Annotated in this window: 14 protein-coding genes and 1 pseudogene; 4 read left to right on the plus strand and 11 right to left on the minus strand. The window is 69.0% G+C overall.

Annotated features, from left to right (window positions below; all coding sequences use genetic code 11):
• Window positions 1-7: 7 nt before the first annotated feature.
• The 3 genes and pseudogenes from nuoK to FHR33_RS24040 all read right to left on the minus strand — a co-directional run.
• Window positions 8-310 (minus strand): annotated as a pseudogene (gene nuoK, locus FHR33_RS52760) (NADH-quinone oxidoreductase subunit NuoK); the annotation flags it as partial.
• The gene (locus FHR33_RS24035; RefSeq protein WP_183651815.1) at window positions 310-876 is read right to left on the minus strand and encodes an NADH-quinone oxidoreductase subunit J; all 567 of its coding nucleotides are present in this window, start codon (window positions 874-876) and stop codon (window positions 310-312) included. The gene FHR33_RS24035 and the pseudogene nuoK, both read right to left, overlap by 1 nt.
• Window positions 876-1,973 (minus strand): 4Fe-4S binding protein, encoded by a 1,098-nt coding sequence (locus tag FHR33_RS24040; RefSeq protein WP_246452063.1) that lies wholly within the window; start codon window positions 1,971-1,973, stop codon window positions 876-878. The genes FHR33_RS24035 and FHR33_RS24040 overlap by 1 nt, the downstream gene beginning before the upstream one ends.
• A gap of 208 nt (window positions 1,974-2,181) precedes the next feature.
• Here FHR33_RS24040 and FHR33_RS24045 point away from each other — a divergent pair, with 208 nt between their 5' ends.
• Window positions 2,182-3,441 (plus strand): serine/threonine-protein kinase, encoded by a 1,260-nt coding sequence (locus FHR33_RS24045; RefSeq protein WP_183651820.1) that lies wholly within the window; start codon window positions 2,182-2,184, stop codon window positions 3,439-3,441.
• Window positions 3,442-3,578: 137 nt separating this feature from the next.
• Here FHR33_RS24045 and nuoH read toward each other — a convergent pair whose 3' ends face one another.
• The 5 genes from nuoH to FHR33_RS24070 form a co-directional block, all read right to left on the minus strand.
• Window positions 3,579-4,532 (minus strand): NADH-quinone oxidoreductase subunit NuoH, encoded by a 954-nt coding sequence (gene nuoH / locus FHR33_RS24050; RefSeq protein WP_183651822.1) that lies wholly within the window; start codon window positions 4,530-4,532, stop codon window positions 3,579-3,581.
• Window positions 4,525-5,382 carry an NADH-quinone oxidoreductase subunit C gene (locus FHR33_RS50525; protein WP_312895696.1) on the minus strand — a complete coding sequence of 286 codons (858 nt, stop codon included), beginning with the start codon at window positions 5,380-5,382 and terminating at the stop codon, window positions 4,525-4,527. The genes nuoH and FHR33_RS50525 overlap by 8 nt, the downstream gene beginning before the upstream one ends.
• Complete coding sequence (locus tag FHR33_RS24060) at window positions 5,379-5,903, minus strand: NADH-quinone oxidoreductase subunit B (RefSeq protein ID WP_183651825.1); 525 nt, start codon at window positions 5,901-5,903, stop codon at window positions 5,379-5,381. The genes FHR33_RS50525 and FHR33_RS24060 overlap by 4 nt, the downstream gene beginning before the upstream one ends.
• A gap of 113 nt (window positions 5,904-6,016) precedes the next feature.
• Entirely contained in the window at window positions 6,017-7,600 is a 1,584-nt protein-coding gene (locus FHR33_RS53665) for an alpha/beta fold hydrolase (protein WP_183651828.1), read from the minus strand.
• 509 nt (window positions 7,601-8,109) lie between these two features.
• Window positions 8,110-8,481 (minus strand): NADH-quinone oxidoreductase subunit A, encoded by a 372-nt coding sequence (locus tag FHR33_RS24070; RefSeq protein ID WP_183651830.1) that lies wholly within the window; start codon window positions 8,479-8,481, stop codon window positions 8,110-8,112.
• An 87-nt stretch (window positions 8,482-8,568) separates the two neighbouring features.
• Between FHR33_RS24070 and FHR33_RS24075 the strand changes: the two genes are divergently transcribed.
• The 3 genes from FHR33_RS24075 (at window position 8,569) to FHR33_RS24085 (ending at window position 13,116) form a co-directional block, all read left to right on the plus strand.
• A complete protein-coding gene (locus FHR33_RS24075) occupies window positions 8,569-10,008 on the plus strand; it encodes a polysaccharide deacetylase family protein (protein ID WP_183651833.1) in 1,440 nt (479 codons plus the stop codon).
• A 236-nt stretch (window positions 10,009-10,244) separates the two neighbouring features.
• A complete protein-coding gene (locus FHR33_RS24080) occupies window positions 10,245-12,080 on the plus strand; it encodes a 2-oxoacid:acceptor oxidoreductase subunit alpha (protein ID WP_183651834.1) in 1,836 nt (611 codons plus the stop codon).
• A complete protein-coding gene (locus FHR33_RS24085) occupies window positions 12,073-13,116 on the plus strand; it encodes a 2-oxoacid:ferredoxin oxidoreductase subunit beta (protein WP_183651836.1) in 1,044 nt (347 codons plus the stop codon). Before FHR33_RS24080 ends, FHR33_RS24085 begins: the two co-directional genes overlap by 8 nt.
• 46 nt (window positions 13,117-13,162) lie before the next feature.
• On the opposite strand, the gene rfbC is transcribed toward FHR33_RS24085, so the two are convergent.
• From rfbC to FHR33_RS24100, 3 genes are all read right to left on the minus strand, one after another.
• Entirely contained in the window at window positions 13,163-13,765 is a 603-nt protein-coding gene (rfbC, locus tag FHR33_RS24090) for a dTDP-4-dehydrorhamnose 3,5-epimerase (RefSeq protein WP_183651838.1), read from the minus strand.
• Window positions 13,766-13,845: 80 nt separating this feature from the next.
• Entirely contained in the window at window positions 13,846-18,030 is a 4,185-nt protein-coding gene (locus FHR33_RS52765; RefSeq protein WP_221241219.1) for a LamG-like jellyroll fold domain-containing protein, read from the minus strand.
• Between the two features lie 205 nt (window positions 18,031-18,235).
• On the minus strand, window positions 18,236-19,831 hold the full coding sequence (locus tag FHR33_RS24100) for a PQQ-binding-like beta-propeller repeat protein (protein ID WP_183651840.1): 1,596 nt from the start codon (window positions 19,829-19,831) through the stop codon (window positions 18,236-18,238).
• Window positions 19,832-19,876 lie beyond the last annotated feature (45 nt).

A 19,876-nucleotide genomic window follows, 5' to 3' on the forward strand; every position in this document is an offset into this window, starting at 1 on the left:
GCTGGTCCTCCGACAGCTCGCGCAGCTGGTCGAGATCGACGGTCCTGCGGTTGCGATACAGGGCCAGGACGATGGCCAGCCCCACCCCGAGCTCGGCCGCGGCGATCACGATGACGAACAGCGTGAGCACCTGCCCGCCGTGCAGCCGATCGCGCAGCCAGACGTCGAAGGCGACCAGGTTGAGGTTGACCGCGTTGAGCATCAGCTCGACCGACATGAGCACCAGGATGGTGTTGCGCCTGGCGAGCACGCCGTACACGCCGATGGAGAACAGCAACGCGGCGACGACCGCCGGATAGACGATGTGCACTACTCCCCCCTGCTCTCGGGGGCCGGGGGTTCGTCGCCTGACTTGATATCGGTGCGGGACAGCACGATGGCTCCGATCAACGCGGCCAGCAGCAGGACCGATAGCGCCTCGAAGGGCAACACCCAGGTGCGGAAGACGCTCGCGCCCAGCTCCTTGGCCGCGCCGCCGCCGGGTTCGAGCGGGGTGTAGGCGGTGCGGAAGGCGTCGATGACGACCGCCACGAGGACGCCGGCCGTCGCGAGCGCGACCACGGCGGCGACCAGCCTGTTGCCGCTGTCGAGGTCGGCCGATCTGCCGATGGGCGCGCGGGTGAGCATGATGCCGAAGAGCAGGAGCACCACGACGGCGCCCACGTAGATGAGCACCTGGACCCAGGCCACGAACTCGGCCGTCAGCACGACGTAGCAGCCGGCGAGCGCGCCGAAGGAGACCACGAGCCAGAGAGCGGCGTGGACGAGCTGTCTGGTGGTCACGACGAGCAGTGCCGAGCCGACCGCCACCGCGCCCAGGAGCAGGAAGACGATCTCTTGCCCTGTGGGGGACAGATAGGAAGGCACCGCGGTCACTAGTCCTCCTCGGGCTCCGCCGGTTCGTCGCGCTTCAGCCCGCCTGGAGGACGGATGGAACGGGGATCTGTCATCCTCCGCCTGCGCGGCTCGGTTGCAGAAGTCTGCTCCTCCGGCGGAGGCTGCGGCGACGACGCGCCCGAACCTGTGGACAACTCTTCACCCGAGGGCGCGCCTGTGGATGAAGCGCCGGGCGATGGGCTCGAGGGCTCGGGAGGAAGGGCGCCTGGCGGCCTGATGCCGCGTACGTCGCCCATCCTGGTGCGGCGCTGGGGCCGTCCCCTATCACCTTCCGACGTGCCTGGAACGTCAGGCGTACGCTCGCCCGCCTGGTCACGGGCTTCGGCCCTGCCTGCCCTGCCCGGCGCGTCGGTCGATCGCGGCTCACCAGCTGCTTCAGGAGCGACTTCGGTTCCGGAAGCTTCTTGCGTTCCGGGGGCGGCGGGCATACCGGCGGTTTCAGGAGAAGTCGTGCCGGGGGTCGCCGGACCGCCGGTGGCGGTGGCCCCTCCTGCGGGGTGCGCCTCGGCTGCGGGCGGGGTCGGTTCGGTCGCGGCGGGGGTTTCGGCCCCGGACCTGCGCGCCGTCCGCGCGCCAGGAGCGGTCCTGTCCGCTGCGCCCGCCTCCTCCCGGGCGGTACGGCCCGCGGCACGTGGCGGCCGGGCGCCGGCGGCGAGCTCCTTGGGCGGCTCGGCCCCCACCTCGTGCGCGGGAGGGGGCGGGACCGTCTCCACCCAGGTGGCGAGCCTGTCCTTCTCATGCAGCAGGTTACGGATGTCCCCCTCGGCGTACTCGAACTCCGGCGACCAGAACAGCGCGTCGAACGGGCACACCTCGATGCAGATGCCGCAGTACATGCACAGCGCGAAGTCGATCGCGAACCTGTCGAGGACGTTGCGCTGCCTCGCCCTTCCGCCCTCAGGGGCGGGCAGGGTCTCCTTGTGGGAGTCGATGTAGATGCACCAGTCGGGGCACTCGCGGGCGCACAGCATGCAGGAGGTGCAGTTCTCCTCGACCAGGGCGATGACGCCGCGGCTGCGCGAGGGAAGGTCGGGGTGGACCTCGGGGTACTGCTGGGTCACGGATCGGCGCAGCATGTGGCGAAGGGTGACGGAAAGCCCCTTTACCAGTCCTACTCCCGGTATCCGCGCCATGATTCACATCATGGCGCACTATGCGTCGCAGGTGAATGCACCAGCCCGTTGTCCCCAGGTTTTCCACAGTCATCCACAGGAACCACGGACGTTATCCACAGGTGTCGTCCACAATCCCGATCCGTCTCCCCGACCGGATACTCTCTCGCCCATGTCGCACAGCCATCCCCATCGCCCCGGCGCGGGAGCCTGGACCGCCGCCGTCGCCTGGGCCGTGGTCCCGCTGCTGACGTGTGGCATGGCGACGCCCTTCACCATCGGGTTCGCCGCCTACTGGCTGCAGAGCAGGGCCCTGATCGTCGCCGCCGCGCTCTACGGCGCGTGCGCCAGCGCGTTCGTCATCGTCGCGCTCAGCTACGACGACATCGAGAAGGCGCCCGACTGGCTGTTCGCCCTGGTCGGCATCGGCCTGCTGGTGGCCTGGGCAGGGGGCGTCATCCACAGCGGCATCCTGGTTCCTCTGATGGTCAGGCGCGGAAGGCCCGCTCACCCCTACGCGGGCTCTGTCCACAGGCAGGCCGTCAACAACCGCCACCCCGGGCAGGCAGGCCCCGCGCACGGCGGCGCGAGCTCCCGCCCCACCGTTGGCCGCGACCCTGTCCACAGCAGGTCCACCATGCCCTCAGGCGCCGCGCGCCGTCCGGGCGAGCCCGAGTGGATCGGCCACTACCGGGTGCTGCGCTCCCTGGGCCGCGGCGGCCAGGGCGCGGTCTACCTCGCCGCCGCTCCCAACGGCACGCAGGTGGCCGTCAAGGTGCTCCACGACCTCGGCGACGAGGTCGCCCGCACCCGCTTCGCCCGCGAGGTCGACGCCGCGCGCAGGGTCGCCACGTTTTCCACAGCCAGGCTGCTCGATGTCAACATCAGCCAGGACCAGGCCTACATCGTGAGCGAGTACGTCGCGGGCCCCTCCCTCGAGCAGCTCGTCCGCGCCCATGGGCCGCGCGACGAGGACAGCCTCACCAGGCTCGCGCTGTCCACAGTCGGCGCGCTCGCCGCCATCCACAGGGCGGGCGTCGTCCACCGCGACTTCAAGCCCAGCAACGTCCTGATCGGCTCCGACGGCCCCCGAGTGATCGACTTCGGCATCGCGCGCTCGCTCGACAGCTCGACGATGACGGGCAAGGTCGCGGGCACGCCGCCCTACATGTCGCCCGAGCAGCTGTCAGGATCACCCGTCGGCCCGCCGTCCGACGTCTTCAGCTGGGCGGTGACGATGACCTTCGCGGCGACCGGCAGGCCCGCGTTCGGCGAGGACACGGTGCCCGCCGTCTTCAACCGGGTGCTCAACCTGCACCCCGACCTGTCGCCGCTGCCGCCCTCGTTACGCGGGATCGTGGGCGCCGCGCTGGCCAAGAACCCCTCCGACCGCCCCACCGCGTCCGAGATCATGCTCGCCATCGTCGACTGATCACCGTGTACGGCAAGCCCACCCCAGCCCACCGTGGTCACCGCCCCCGCCCGTCTTCCACGCTCCTCCAGCCGACTCCGGCTGACCGCCGTCACATCGCCCCTGAACGACGAAGCGCCGCCGTATCCCCAGGAGCGTCAGCCGACGAGGACCTTCACCACACCGGTGAGCGCGAGCTGCACCAGGGCCAAGGGGACCAGGCCGACCCACGCGAGCCGCTGCAACTGGTCCTCGCGCAGCCGGGGAAAGCTGACCCGGAACCAGATGATCACGAAGGCCAGCGCGAACACCTTGAGGAACGTCCAGACGACACCGGGCAGCAGCGGGCCGTGCCAGCCCCCGAGGAACAGGACGGTGGTGAGGAACGACAGCACCACGATGCCCACATACTCAGCCAGCATGAACAGGGCGAACCGCATGCCGGTGTACTCGGTCATCGGGCCCATGATGATCTCGGACTCGGCGATGGGCATGTCGAACGGCGGCCGCCGCAGCTCGGCGAGGCCCGCGAGGAAGAACACGACCGCGCCGATCGCCTGCCAGGGCAGCCACCACCACTGCCAGGCCTCGACGATGCCGGGCAGGGAGAGAGTGCCCGCCGCCATGGCCACCGATGAGGCGGCCAGGACCAGCGGAAGCTCGTAGGACATGAGCTGCGCGGCCGAGCGCATCCCGCCCAGCACCGAGTACTTGTTGGCCGAGGCCCACCCGGCCATGATCGAGCCGAGCACGCCGATGCCCATGACCGCGAGCACGTAGAACAGCCCGAGATCGAGATCCACCCCGACGAGGCCGGGGCCGATGGGGATGACGATCAATACGAGGAGGTACGGGACGAGGGCGACGCCCGGCGCGAGCTGGAAGACCCTGCGGTCGGCGGCGGCCGGGATGACGTCCTCTTTCTGGGCGAACTTCACGCCGTCCGCGATGAGCTGCGCCCAGCCGTGGAAGCCTCCGGCGTACATCGGGCCGAGGCGTGACTGCATGTGCGCCATGACCTTGTGCTCGGCCTGACCCACGACGAGAGGGAGGAGCAGGAACACGAGAAGGATGACGACGAACCTCAGAACGATGTCGAGGACTTCACCCATCGGGCTCCTCCAGGGGCGCACGCGATTTCGAAGACTGTGATGACGATTCCCCCGACGAAGCCGCCTCCCCCGCCCCCGCGGGAGTCGAAGGCGACGCCGCGGAAGTCGAAGGCGAGCCCGGCGCATCGAGACGCTCGGGCGATGTGGAGCCTGACGGTGGGGACTCTCCGGAACCCGCGGCGGGTGCAGGGCGCTCGGCCGCAGAACCGGCGCTTGGCGGAGCGGGCTCACCCGGACCTGCGCTGGGTTCGGGACGCTCCGCCGTAGAAGCGGGGGCGGTCTGCTCCCCGGGGATCGGGGGCGCGGCCGGTCCGGTGGAGGTGGATGGGGAGGGCCAGTCGGCGGGAACGCCGGGCGGGAGGGTCTTGCGGCGGCTCGGAGCGCCATGACCCGACTCGCCAGGCTCCTTGGCGCCGGGCCACGCCTTCGCCACCCGAGCCGCCAGCACGAAGTCCTTGCGCAGCGGATGCCCCTCGAACCCGTCAGGAAGCAGCAGCGGCACCAGATACGGGTGATCGTCGAAGATCACGCCGAACATCTCGAACGTCTCCCGCTCGTGCCAGTTCGCCCCCCGATACACCCCCACAGCGGACGGCAGGCGCGGGTCGGCGCGCGGCACCCGCGTTCGCAGCAGCAGCCGCTCGTGCGTCGAGGGGTTGTAGACGTGCGCGACGACCCCGAACGCGTCGGGCGGCTCGTCGACCCCGCTGAGCCAGTCGAAGAACTCGTACCCCGTGTCCCTGCAGAACGTCAGCAGCTCGATCCAGTCGCTCGCGGCGACGTCGACCGTCCGCTCACCCCATGACTCCGAGACCTGGACCCTGTCCCCGAACCGCTCGGCGAGGGTCACGCGTCCTCCCCGTGGGCGCGGGACCACACGTAACGGTCGCTGAGCTTCTCCTGGGCGATCTTCTCCTGCAGCTTCATGATGCCGTGCAGCAGCGCCTCGGGCCTCGGCGGGCAGCCGGGGACGTAGATGTCGACAGGGATGATCTGGTCGACGCCCTTGGTCACGCAGTAGGAGTCCCAGTACGGGCCGCCGGTGTTGGAGCAGGCGCCGAAGGAGATGACGTACTTCGGGTCGGGCATCTGCTCGTAGAGCCGCTTGACGGCGGGGGCCATCTTGTCGGTGACGGTGCCCGAGACGATCATCAGATCCGCCTGGCGGGGACCGTTGGCGAAGGGGATCACCCCGAAGCGGATGAAGTCGTGTCTGCTCATCGAGGTGGCGATGAACTCGATCGCGCAGCAGGCGAGACCGAAGTTGAACACCCAGAGGGAGTAGCGCCGTCCCCAGTTCAGCACGAAGCGCATCGGCTTGGGCGCCAGCCGGGAGACCGGCCCCACAGTCGGCATCGGAAGATCGGCCATACCGCCATTCTCCAACGCCCGCCGCTCCAGGAGTAGAGGGGCACTCCGACATCCCACATCCCGCCTCGACAAATCCACCCCTGTGGTGTGACTCCGGCCCTGGAGAGGACGTTTCAGGAGATCGCCACGCCACCCGAATCATCGGACCACCCGCTCACCATGCTTGGGTGATCGCCTCGTCGCGCTTGTTTGTGCCGACGCCGCCGTGCTCGGCGGGTGGCTCTTCGGCTGGACAGGTGGTGCCCGGCTTGGGCAGGGTCAGGTCGGTCAGGTAGGTGGTGGCATGCAGGATCGGACATTTCTTGCCTGACAGGTAGGTGACGTGTCCGGGCCCGTCGTAGGCGATGGTCACCGATCCCGGGATCATGCTGGTGAAGCTCTTGGTTAGGGGGTAGCTCCCCCATGTGGTGCCGACACCCAGCAGGGGCGGCAGGTCGCGGGTGGGCAGTGGGCGGGGCCGGGTTGGCCACCGGCAGCGGCCAGCCCGTGCATCCCAGCAAGCTGATCTCCGCTCCTGCGTACTCGGGCGCGATCTTGCGCGCTTTCCCGAGGAAGTCCTCAAGCTGGGCGTAGCTGGTGTACCCGCGCTCATCTCCGCAGCTCATCGCCAGTGCGCCGGGCGTCGCCGAGTACCGTGCGGTGAACAGCGCCACGTCGGCGAAACCCGACCCGTCTCCGCGCGCGGCCTTGTCGACGGAGGTCGCGAAGGTCAGCCAGTCGGCGTTCTGCGGCCCTGGATCGCGGGGGACCAGGGCTCCCAGCAGCCAGCCGGTCAGCTTCCCGGTGCCGTGTTGTGGCGAGGTGACCGGAATCGGATGGCGATCGGCGGCCCGCAGAAGCCTGCGCCATACCGCCTCGGCGTCTTGGCCGTGCAGCGCGCAGGCGGGGGTGTCCGCGCACCACTCGGCGAACCTGGCGATCATCCGTTGCGAGACGGGCAGGAGTTGCAGATGGTGAGCGGGCCAGCCCTTGGTCTGATTGCCCACGCTGTCGACGTACATGGCCCGGATGCGCTGCGGGAACAGCCGGGCGTACGCGGCTGCAGCTACCCCGCCCAGGGAGTGGGCCGTGAAGCTCAGCCGCTGCTCACCCAGCGCCTGGCGGATCGCCTCCACGTCCCGGGCGATCGACAGGGCGTCCAGGTGCGTGAACAGCCCCGTCGCGTCGGCCTGTTGACACGTGGTGAGCGCCTTGGTCATCGCCGCGGCCTGCGCGGTGTACTGCTTCTTGTTACGCGGGTCGTGCAGCACTGCTCCCGGCTCCTTGCATGCCTCGGGCATCTGCGTGATCCACACGGTGGTCCGGGTGTTGAAGCCGACGAGATCGAACCTGCGTCGTAGCTCCGTGAGGTTCGCCGCGCCCCGGCTCAAGTCCTCGATCCCGTAACCGCCCGAAATGCTCAGAACGCTGCCGATCCGGCCTGCCGGCTCGGTGGCCGACAGCCGGGCCAGATCCAGTGTGATCTTTCCGTCCGGTTGCGCCCAGTCCACGGGCACCTCGATCGCGGCACATTGCAGGCCCGTGGGCGTGCCCTCGCCCTCGCACGCTCGCCAGGTCAGCCCTCCATCGTCGCTGGCGGCCGATGCCGTCGGCGACATCACCGCCAGCGCCGCCACCACGGCGATGACCAGCCGCCTGCTCCTCCCGCATATGCCGCCGTGGCGCTTGCTCGACTTCATCGCGCGAATCGTGATCATGATCCGAGTGTGACGGCACGGACAAGCCCTCTCTTCCTACTCGGGAATCGTTTCTACAGAGGCGATCTGGGACCCTGGTCCTCCTCTCTGCGGTGGACCAGGGGCCGCCTTGGAGGCGACGGTTACGGTGACAGAGCCTGGGGTTGTCAGGAGTAGCGGAGGACGCGGGCAAGCGCTTCGTCGCTCTGACGCAGCTCGCCGCAGGGGCTGGGAGGACGCGGCGAGGAGGGCTGAGCCGACAAGGCACCAGGTCAGCCGGGGGGCGACCCAGACGAAGGGCCGATTCCGGCGAAGGGCTGACCCACGCGAAGAACCGACCCGCACCAAGGGCCGCCCCACACGAAGGGCCAACCCAGGCGTGGGGCTGACCCACACGAAGAGCCAACCCACACAAAAGGCCGCCCCACACGACGAGCCGACCCACACCAACGGCCGACCCAGGCGAAGAGCCGCCCCACACGGAGGGCCGATCCAGGCGGAGGGGTGGGGTGGTGAGGAGGGTGTTGGGGTCAGGTCCAGGTGAGGACGCGTTTCTTCCAGGCGTACAGGATGCCCAGCGCGATGAACCCCAGGAACACGAACATCTCGACCAGTGTCGTCATCCCGTATCCGGGTGCCGCGAACACCGTCGCCCAGGGAAACAGGAACACCGCGTCGACCGCGAACACCACATACAGGTACGTGAACACGTAGTACCTGATCTGCGACTGCGCCCACCCCTCGCCCACAGGGTCGACGCCGCACTCGTACGTGGTCAGTTTCTCCACCGTGGGCCGGGAAGGGCGGAGCAGGCGGTTGGCCGTCAGGGCTCCCGCGACGATGCCCACCCCGATGACGAGCAGCACGAGAACCAGCGCGTAGGAGCCGAAGTAGCCACCCATGTGCTGATCGTAACCCCGCCCAAAGCCTCTGTCCTCATAACCCCAAACCATGGCAAAGCGGGTTTGGACGGCCATAACCTGACCTGCATGCACAAACGGCGATTCTTCGGAGGAATCGCGCTTATCGCCGCCGCCTCCACCGGCTGCGGCATGGCCACCGCCTCCCCCGAGCGGGGACTCACCATCCCCGCCGAGCCCACAATGATCAGCTTTGTCGACCCCTCCCGCGTCGACGAGCTGACCACCAGGACACTCACCGCGGGTGACGCCGGCGACAAGGATGTGCACATCGTCTACCCCCAGCTGAAGGACGCCCCCGACCTCAACCGCAAGCTCGGCGCCCTCGCGCAGACCCAGCTCCGCCGCTTCACCGAGTCCACCGTCTCCGAGGGTCCCCGCCCTCGTCCCGAGCTCAACGTGGACTGGCAGCTGACCGCCGCCGACGACGACATCGTGGGCGTACGGCTGCGCACCGGCGAGTTCGCGGGCGCCACCTGGGCCAACTCTCTCCGCACCGTCTGGTACGACCGCTCCTCCCAGCAGGTCGTCGACTCCCCCGGCCTGGTCACGAGCCTGTACCCGCTGACCACGATCGTCCGCGAGGAGCTGAGGAAGCGCGGCTCCGAGGTCAGCTACGACGCCGTGCGGCCCAACCCCGATCTGTTCGACTCCATGGCCTTCAACCCCGCGGGCGATCTCGTGGTGGAGTTCGACGACTACCAGGTGGGTCCTGGCGCGCTGGGCAGGGTGGCGGTCGCCGTACCGGAAGAGCAGGCGGAGCCGCTGCTGACGGAGACGGGACGGCGGGCGCGCGAGGCGGCGAAGGAGGCGACTCCTTCGCCGGCCGTCAGCGGGACCCCGGTCACCAGCCCACCGGCCACGAGCAGCAGGGCGGGAGGCGTGGACTGCGAGAAGGACAAGTGCGTGGCGCTGACCTTCGACGACGGCCCTGGGCCCTTCACGGGCGAGCTGCTGGAGCAGCTGAAGAGGGCGGGCGCGCGGGCGACGTTCTTCACCGTGGGCACGAACGTGGCGGCCAATCCCGAGCTGGTGACCGACATGCGGGAGCAGGGCCACCTGGTCGCCAACCACACCTGGTCGCATCGGGACCTGACCAAGCTGTCGAGCAGTAAGATCACTGACGCCGTCGCCAGGGCGCAGAGCGTGATCAGCGCCGAGCTCGGACAGGCGCCCACGCTGCTCCGCCCGCCGTACGGGGCGGTGAACAAGCAGGTGGTCACGATCGCCCGCAGGCTCGGGCTCTCCCTGGTGAACTGGGACGTCGACACCAGGGACGGGCACGAAAGGAATCCGGCGGCGGTGGTGCGGAGGGCGGTCGCGGGCGCGCATCCTGGGGCGATCATCCTGATGCACGACGTGCACCGCACCACGGTCCAGGCGCTGCCCGCGATCCTGCGGCAGCTGGCCCAGAAGGGCTACACGTTCGTGACGGTCCCCGAGCTGTACGGCTCGGCGGGGATGCAGGCAGGACACACGTACACGTCGGGTAAGCGGCCCCTGACGTAGGTAAGCCTTGCCGGGGACATATAGTTAGGCACCGTGACCCGAACCGTCCTCTTCGCCCGCCTGCACGTTGACCTGTGCCGGCTCGCGGCAGGGCTGTGTCGCCCCTCCCGTTCTCTCGCGTCGGCCTGACTTTCACCGCGTTTACCCGTGACGGGTGTCACGGAAACGTGTGACCCCCGAGGACTTAGCATGGAATACGAGAACGTGCCACGAGCGCAGTCGAGGAGGACTTCGCTGTGACTAAGCAGGTTCAGCAACTCGACCGAGTGGTCATCCGGTTCGCCGGCGACTCCGGTGACGGCATGCAGCTCACCGGCGACCGCTTCACGGCAGGGACGGCGGAGTTCGGCAACGACCTGTCCACGCTCCCCAACTTCCCCGCCGAGATTCGCGCGCCCGCAGGAACCCTGCCCGGCGTCTCGAGTTTCCAGCTGCACTTCGCCGACCACGACATCCTGACGCCGGGCGACTCGCCGAACGTCCTGGTCGCGATGAATCCGGCGGCGCTGAAGGCCAACCTGGGCGACCTGCCCAAGGGCGCCGACATCATCGCCAACACCGACGAGTTCACCAAGCGCAACCTCCAGAAGGTCGGCTACGACGCCAATCCGCTCGAGGACGACTCGCTGCGCGAGTGGCGCGTCCACGCGGTGCCGCTGACCTCGCTGACGGTGACGGCCCTCGAGGGCTTCGACCTGTCGAAGAAGGACGCCGAGCGCTCCAAGAACATGTTCGCCCTCGGGCTGCTGAGCTGGCTCTACCACCGGCCGACCGAGCACACGATCAGCTTCCTCGAGCAGAAGTTCGCCAAGAAGCCCGAGATCGCCAAGGCCAACATCGCGGCCTTCCAGGCGGGCTGGAACTACGGCGAGACGACCGAGTCCTTCTCGGTGTCCTACGAGGTCAAGCCGGCCCAGCTGGCCCCTGGCGTCTACCGCAACATCTCGGGTAACCAGGCGCTGGCCTACGGCCTGATCGCGGCGAGCGTCCAGTCGAAGCTGCCGCTCTTCCTCGGGTCGTACCCGATCACGCCGGCCTCCGACATCCTGCACGAGCTGTCCAGGCACAAGCGGTTCGGCATCCGCACCTTCCAGGCGGAGGACGAGATCGCGGGCGTCGGCGCGGCGCTCGGCGCGGCGTTCGGCGGCGCGCTGGGCGTGACCACGACCAGCGGCCCCGGTGTGGCGCTGAAGGCCGAGACGATCGGCCTCGCCGTCATGACCGAGCTGCCGCTGATCCTGGTGGACGTGCAGCGGGCAGGCCCTTCGACCGGCATGCCGACCAAGACCGAGCAGACCGACCTGCTGATGGCGATGTTCGGCCGCAACGGCGAGTCGCCGGTGCCGATCGTGGCGCCGAGCACGCCGAGCGACTGCTTCGACGCGGCGATCGAGGCCGCGCGCATCGCGGTGAAGTACCGCACGCCGGTCTACCTGCTGTCCGACGGCTACCTCGCCAACGGCTCCGAGCCGTGGCGTCTGCCGGAGGTCTCCGACCTTCCCGACATCTCCACCGAGTTCGCGGTCAAGACCGACGAGGAGTTCCAGCCCTACGTCCGTGACCCCGAGACGCTGTCGCGGCCGTGGGCCATCCCCGGTACGGCGGGCCTCGAGCACCGCATCGGCGGCATCGAGAAGGCCAACGGCTCGGGCAACATCTCCTACGACCCGAACAACCACGACCTCATGGTCAGGCTCCGCCAGTCCAAGATCGACGGCATCGACGTGCCCGCCCTCGAGGTCGACGACCCCGAGGGCGACGCCAGGGTGCTGGTTCTGGGCTGGGGCTCGACCTACGGTCCCATCGCGGCAGCCGTACGAAGGATCAGGAAGTCGGGCGGCAAGGTCGCCCAGGCCCACCTGCGCCACCTGAACCCCCTGCCGGCCAACACCGGCGAGGTGCTCAAGAGCTACGACAAGGTGCTCCTGCCCGAGATCAACCTCGGCCAGCTGGCGCTGCTGCTGCGCGCGAAGTTCCTGGTCGACATCATCAGCTACAACCGCGTGCGCGGGCTCCCGTTCAAGGCCGAGGAGCTGGCCGGAGTCATCCAGGACGTGATCGACAGTGAGTGACACCTTGAACGGCAAGGGCCTGGCCCTCGTCCCGAAGACCGATGCCAAGCAGACCCTCAAGGACTTCAAGTCCGACCAGGAGGTCCGCTGGTGCCCCGGCTGCGGCGACTACGCCATCCTGGCCGCGGTGCAGAGCTTCCTGCCCGAGCTGGGCCTGCGTCGCGAGAACATCGTGTTCGTCTCGGGCATCGGCTGCTCCAGCCGGTTCCCTTACTACCTCGACACCTACGGCTTCCACTCCATCCACGGTCGCGCCCCCGCGATCGCGACGGGGCTGGCCTCCTCCAGGCCCGACCTGAGCGTGTGGGTGATCACGGGTGACGGCGACGCGCTGTCGATCGGCGGCAACCACCTGATCCACGCGCTGCGCCGCAACGTCAACCTCAACATCCTGCTGTTCAACAACAGGATCTACGGTCTGACCAAGGGCCAGTACTCCCCCACCTCCGAGATCGGCAAGATCACCAAGTCGACCCCGATGGGCTCGCTGGACAAGCCGTTCAACCCGATCTCGCTGGCGCTGGGTGCCGAGGCGTCCTTCGTGGCCCGCACGATCGACTCCGACCGCAAGCACCTGCAGTCGGTGCTGCGCGAGGCCACGGCGCACAGGGGCACGTCGCTGGTGGAGATCTACCAGAACTGCAACATCTTCAACGACAACGCCTTCGAGCAGCTGAAGGACCCGGAGATCCGCGACGACATCACGCTGCGCCTCGAGCACGGGCAGCCGATCGCGAGCGCGTCCAAGGCCGTGGTCAGGGCGGCGAACGGCGGGCTCGACGTGGTGCCGCTGGCCGAGGCGGGCGACCGCGTCCTGGTGCACGACGCGCACAACCCCGACCCCTCGGTGGCGTTCGCGCTGTCGCGCCTGGACGAGCCCGCCTTCGAGCACGTGCCGATCGGGATCTTCCGGCAGGTCGAGCGGCCCGCCTACGACACGCTGATGGCCGAGCAGCTCGAGGAGGCCGTGGCACAGAAGGGCCCTGGCGACCTGAGTGACCTGCTGATGGGCGGCGACACCTGGCGCATCGGCTAGAGCACGGACCTTCGGCCCGCAGAGGATCATCCTCTGCGGGCCGATTTCATGCGGAGCCGAGCTTGGCGTAGTAGGCCAGGCAGTCGTCATACGAAGGGAGCAGACCCTGCTCGGCCGCCTGGGCCAGCGAGGGCGCGGCGGCGTCTTTCGGTGAGAGCAGGGGCTCGACCCCGTCGGGCCACGCGATGCCGAGGTCGGGGTCGAGGGGGTGGATCCCGTGCTCCCGGCCGGGCGCGTACGGCTCGGAGCAGAGATACACGACGGTGGCCCGCTCGCTCAGCGCCATGAAGGCGTGTCCGAGCCCTTCGGCGAGGTAGAGCGACCGCCGGGAGCGCTCGTCGAGAGCGACCGCCTCCCAGCGGCCGAAGGTCGGCGAGCCGACGCGAACGTCCACCACCACGTCGAGCACCTCTCCCGCCACGCACGTGACGTACTTCGCCTGCCCGGGGGGCACCGCCGCGAAGTGGACGCCCCTGAGCACCCCCGCGCGGGACACCGAGCAGTTGGCCTGCGCGAGGCGCAGGTGATGACCGGCCGCGCCGCTCAGGCTGTCCGCCCTGAACCACTCCAGGAAGGCGCCTCTGTCGTCCTCGTGGACGGTCGGGGAGTGAACGTGGGCTCCCTCGATCGTGAGTTGTTCCGTGTGCACAGGACCCCTCCGGTCGCTGGGGTGCGTACGGCTCGCGACTCCGCGGGGGAGCCGCGAGCCGTACGCGTCGGATCAGATGATCAGGGAACGGTCACCGTCTGGGTGGAGACGCTGGTGCGGTCGTCCGTTCCTGTCACCGTGAGGGTGATGCGGTAGGTGCCCGCCTGGGCGTAGGAGTGCTGGGCGGTGACCCCGCTGCCGACCTGGCCGTCGGCGAAGCTCCAGGTGTAGGAGTCGATGGGCGCGGAGCCCGGGGTCGAGGCCGTGGCGTCGACCGAGCACGCCAGGGCGGTGCACGCGGCCGTGAAGGCGGCCGTGGGTCCCGATGCCGTGCTCGTGGCGGAGAAGTCGTCCACGGTCAGCAGGACCGGCGGGTTGGTGGCCGTGCCCGAGAGGTACGAGGCCAGGCCCACCCCTCCAGGCGCCTGCATGCCTGCCGTGGCGTCCGTCACCGTGGCCTGCCACCCCGCGGGCTCGGCCGCCGCCTGGTTCCAGACCTTCGCCGAGATCGTCGTGGGCGAGGTGCCGGTGACCTGCAGCCGGATCCTGAGCACATCCCCCGCCGCGTAGGACAGGCCGGGGATCAGCTGCTCGGTGGTCAGCAGGTTGTCGGTGTTCGGCGCGGTGATCCTGGTGAGCGCCAGCGCCACCCCTGTGGGCAGCAGCCGCACTCTGGCGCGGTACTCGCCCTGGCCGCTCACCCGCCTGCCGACGGCCCAGATGTAGGTGCCGTTGCCGGTTCCCGTCTTGTCCGCCGACACCTTGAACGTGAGGTCGGTGTCCGTGCTCGACACCGAGTCGAGGAAGGCGCGGGGGCCCGCGGTCGTCGCCGGAAGGTTGATCTTGGCCGCGTTGCCGTTCACGGAGAAGTTCGCGCTGCCTCCGAGGAGGCTCCAGGCTCCGCCCGTGTCGGCGTTGCCGAGCGAGCCGCTGACCGTACGGGAGAAGGCGTCCGCGGCGAGGACGGACGGCGGGTTGTCCGGCGGGCGGGGCACCGCCACCTGACTGCTCTGGCCCGTGGCGCTGTCGTCGTCGGTGACGGTCAGCGTGACCGTGTAGTCACCTGCGGCCTGGTAGGTGTGCGTCGCGTTGGCCCCTGTGCCGCTCTGCCCGTCGCCGAAGTTCCACGCGTAGCCCTCCACGGTGCCGTCGGGGTCGTCGGAGGCGGTGCCGTCGAACGCGCACTCCAGGTCTTCGCACGACACGGTGAAGGAGGCCGTGGGCGGCTGGTTGGCAGGACCCGAGCCCGAGCCCTTCTGCCAGTGTTCGGACACCTGGGCGGCGCTCAGCGTGGCGGAGTAGATCGCCACCTCGTCGAGCGTGCCCGCGAAGTCGTCGCTGGACGGCCTGGCGGGCCAGGCGTTGAGGTTGTCGCCGCCGACTCGCCAGTAACCCGTGTAGCCTTCGGCGCTGGTCTGCTGGTGGGTGCCGACAGCGGCGCCGTCGACGTACAGCGTCATGCCGCCCGAGCCCTGCGTGGCGACCACGTGGTGCCACTGGCCGTCGTTGTAGGCGGTCGGCGTGGTGATCAGGTTGAACGCGCCGGTGTAGGTGCCGAAGGTGAGCTTGCCGTCGTTGCCCATGTAGACGTGGCGGTCGTAGTTCCCGCTGGTGCCGCTGGCGGCGTTGCCGAAGCCGACGAGCTTGCCGCCGCTCGTGGTGGTCGTCTTGAACCACAGCTCGGCGGAGTAGGTGGTCGGGTTGGAGACGGGCGCGGTCGAGATCACCCTGCCGCCGTTGACCGCGATCGCGGGGTTGCCGGTTCCGGTGATCGCGCCGGGCTGCCCGTAGGTGACGCCGGTGGCGGTGTAGGTCCCGGGCGTGCCGGTCTGGCCGGAGTCGGCGGCCACCGTTCCGCTCGCCTCGCCGAGGCGCCAGTACAGGCTCGGCTCGTCGTCGTCGACCGATCTGCCGTAGTCGTCGGTGGGCCTCGGCGGAAGGGTGCTCGTCCTGCCGCTGGCGACGAAGTGCTCGTTGACCTTGGTCAGGGACAGGGCGGACGGGTAGATCGCCACCTCGTCGATGTCACCTGCCAGGTAGCGGCTGGTGGGCTGGGCCGGCCAGCCGTTCAGGTTGTCGCCGCCGACGCGCCAGTATCCGCCGTACGGCTGGGCGCCAGTCGTGCCGGCGTCCTGCGCCACCCTGCGCCCGTCGACGTACAGGGCGATGCCGCCCGAGCCCTGCGTGGCGACGATGTGGTGCCACTGCCCGTCGTTGTAGGCCGCGGAGCTGTTGACCGTGCGGACACCGCCCGGATACACGCCGAACCACACGCGTCCCGCGTTGTCCATGTAGACGTGGCGGTCGTAGTTGGAGCTGTCGCCGGTCGCCGCGTTGCCGTAGCCGACGATCTTGCCGCCGCTGGTGGAACTGGTCCTGATCCACGCTTCGATGCTGAAGCTGGTCGTCGCGTTCTCCATGGACAGGGTCCTGGTGAATCCCGTGCCCGTGCCGTTGAAGGCCGCGGAGGCGTCGGTGTCACCGTTGATCGCGCCGGGAGAGCCGTGGCCCACCCCTGCCTCGCGGGTCGAGTCGAGGAAGCCCGCATAGTCGTAGGCGAGCGCGCCGCTGCTCTCGCCCAGGCGCCAGTAGCGGGCGGCGCCGTCGCCGACGACCTTCTGCGCGTAGGCGCTCATGGAGCCGGACGACGAGATCGTCACCGGCGCCGACGTCCCGCTGCCGACCGTGTTGCCCGACGGGTCGACGGCACGGATGCGGTAGGTGTGGGTCGATCCTGGGGCCAGGCCGGTGTCGATGAAGCCGAGCGAGGGCAGCGTCCAGAAGTTCGACTTGTACTCCACCTCGCCGACCGGCGTGGAGCCGCCGTCGCGCAGGACCTGGTACTTCAGCTTCTCCTGGTCGCGGTCCCAGGTGGCCTGCCAGCTCACTCTGGCGGTGCCCGCGTTGAGCGAGACGGCGCTCGGCGTCAACGTGGGCAGGGCGAGGGGGCCTGAGTCCTTGGGCGCGCCGGCCTTGACGGCGAAGCGGGTCAGGCCCTGCTGCGGCGCGCCGTTGACCGTGGTGAACTCGCCGCCCATGACGAGGTACTGCGAGTTGCCCGTCAGCGCCCAGCCGCCCTGGTTCATGCCCGTGTAGCTGCCGGCGTTCACCGTGGGGTACCAGTGCAGGAGCGTCGGCACGGGCTGGCCGCTGTACTGGCTGTTGTTGGAGGGCGGCGCGGGGTCGTTGCCGGTGGGGTAGATCGTCGTGGCGAGCGCCCGCTGCCAGCGCGTCGGGGAGACCTCGGGGAAGCCGCCGATCGAGACGCAGTCGTGTGCGTGGCCCACGCTGTAGAGGGCCTGTCCGATGGGGAAGACCCCGTAGGAGGCTCCGTAGCAGTTGTCGAGCCAGAGCAGGTCGCCCGTGTTGGGTTCGACCGCGAAGCGGCCGTCGAACCAGTGCCATCCCTCGCCGTCGGCGGCGGCGTAGACGGTGGTCCCGTCGGTCACCAGGTCGTAGGTCATCGAGTAGTTGGTCCCCTGGCGGGCGGGGATCGGGTTGCTGCTCCACGGCAGCGAGGCGGCGGTGACAGGATCGAGCGCGCCGATGCCGACCCTGGTGACGCCGTTGAGCGACTGGAACTTGCCGCCCACGATGACCCTGCTGGAGTCGGGGGACATCAGGAGCGCGAACACCTCGTCGTCAGTAGTCGGCGCCCACGCTTGGAGCGTGCCATTCGACCGCGAGACGGCAGCGAGGCGTGACCTCGTCGAGCCGTTGACGTTGAAGAAGGCTCCGCCGATGTACACCGTGGTGTTGCTGACGGCCAGAGCTCGGACGACGTTCCCTACCGAGGGGGCGAAGGCGGTGTCCAGCGTTCCCGTGGCTACGTCGAAGGCGGCCACCCGGTTGCGGGCCTGGCCGTTCACCGTGGTGAAGTCTCCGCCGACATAGATCTTGGACTTGTCGGGCGCGACCGCGATGGTCCGCGCCTGGCCGTTGAGGGCGGGGCTGAACGGCAGCAGGTTGCCCGTGGTGATGTCGAAGGCCAGGATGTTCGACCTGGTCACCTCCTGGGCCGATCCAGGGTTCGTGCCGGGAGGACGGGCCTTGGAGAAGCTGCCGACGGCGTAGACGGTCGTGCCGACGGTGGCCATCTTCCAGACGACTCCGTTGATCTGCCAGGTGGGCAGGGCGTCGGCGCTGACGGTCTCCGGGGTCCCCTGTTCGGGATCGATGTCCGCTTGGGCCGCTGGTATGACCAGTGTCACCGCGAGAAGCGCGATGAGCGCCATCGCGGTCCTGGATAAAAGCGCTTTGATCACGATTTTTCCTACATCTCAGGGAATAACGCGCCCCCCACGGGTCACGCTGGATGCGAATCGTAATATGGCGCCACAAAGACGAGGAGACCCTATTTAGTAGAATTTTGTAACAATCCGGCGTGTTTTTCCACGTAGATGGCACCAAAGGGCAGCGTGCCGTACCGCCCGGATCGGCGATCCGACCCGGGCGGGAATGGGCCGTCTGTCAGGTGACTGTGACGTCGGGAGAGCTCGGGCTGGAAATGCGGTTATTGTGCGGGTCTATCGCGCGAACGCGATACTTGTAAACAGATCCTGGAACCCTGCCCAGGTCCGCGCATGACAGGTTCGGCAGAGTCCAGAAGACGCTGTTGGCTTCCGCGGTGCAGGCCACCTGCCCGTCGCTGCGCACCACCTCGTAGCGGACCTTGCGGTTGTCCAGATCCCAGGTCGCGCCCCAGGTGATGGTCACCTTGCCGCCACCGTTGGCCACCGCCGTGGGCGCCTGGAAGTTGGTCTGCACGGGACCGGTGACGTCGGGGCTGACGTCGTGGGTGGTGAACCTGGTCAGGCCTTCCTGGGGAACGTCGTTGACCTGGGTGAAGTCACCGCCCGCCCACAGGTGGGTGCCGTCGTTGGCCATGGTCCACGGCCCCTGGACGAACGGGTAGGTCGTCCCCGGCTGGGCGTTGGGGAACCAGTGGAGGATCCTCTGCTTCACCCCCTGGGCCGTGTCCGCGGGTTCGGCGAGGAAGCGCCTGTGCGGGCGGGTCTCGGGGAAGCCGTTGCCCTCGTAGTAGGTCTGCATGTCGCAGCGGTGGGCGTGCGAGCCGCTGTAGAGCACGCCGTCCATCACCGAGATCGACTGTGTCGCGCCGAGACAGTTGTTGATCCAGATGCGCGCGCCGGTCTCCGGGTTCACCGCGAGCCGGCCGTCGAACGTGCCGACGCCGTCGGCGCTGGCGAACACGCGGGTGCCGTCGGTGACCAGGTCGGTGACCCAGGAGCGGTTGTTGGAGTTGTTGTAGGGGATGTCGTTGCTGAGGAAGCTCGCCTTGGTGCCGTTGCTGACGTTCACGGCCGACAGCCCGTGCTGCCAGATGTTGTTGATCCTGTTGAAGTCGCCGCCCACGATGAGCCTGGTCCCGCTCGGAGACAGCACCATGGCCATGACCCGCTTGTCCGCGGTCGGCGCCCAGGGCAGCAGCGCCCCGTCCGCCCGGTTGAAGGCGGCCAGCCTGGTCCTGGTGACGTCGTTGACGGCGGTGAAATGACCCCCGGCGAAGACGGTCGTGTCCGAGACGGCCAGCGCCCTGACCCGGCTGTTGGGCGAGGGCGCGAAGTCCGGGTCCAGCGCTCCCGTCGCGGTGTCGAAGGCCGCTATGCGGTACCGCCGCTCGGTGCCGATCTTGCCGAAGTCGCCCGCCACGTAGAGCCGTGAACCGTCAGGTGAGGCCTTGATCTCCCAGACGGTGTCGCAGCGGTACTGGTTGCTGCCGAGGTTGTCGCACTCGGTCTGCACGACGTCGTCGGTGAAGATCGGGCCGGTGGCGACGGGCGCCCAGGGCAGCAGGGCTCCCGTCGCGGCGTCGAAGGCCGCGAGACCGGTACGCGCCACCTCTCCCGCGCCGCCTCGGGGCACGCCCGGCGGCCTGACGTGGTCGAAGTTGCCGCCCACGTAGGCGACGCCGTTGACGATCTCCATCGCCAGCACGACCCCGTCGGTCTGCCAGGTCGGCAGCGCGTCGGCGGTGACCGTGGCGGGCTCGCCTGGAGCGGGCGTGGTGTCGGCGCCTGCCGACATCGGTGGAACGAGCAGCATGGAGAGGCCTAAGCAGGCCATCCCCGCCGCCATGAGTCGTTTACG

It is taken from the genome of Nonomuraea dietziae (assembly GCF_014195505.1).
GTDB lineage: Bacteria > Actinomycetota > Actinomycetes > Streptosporangiales > Streptosporangiaceae > Nonomuraea > Nonomuraea roseola.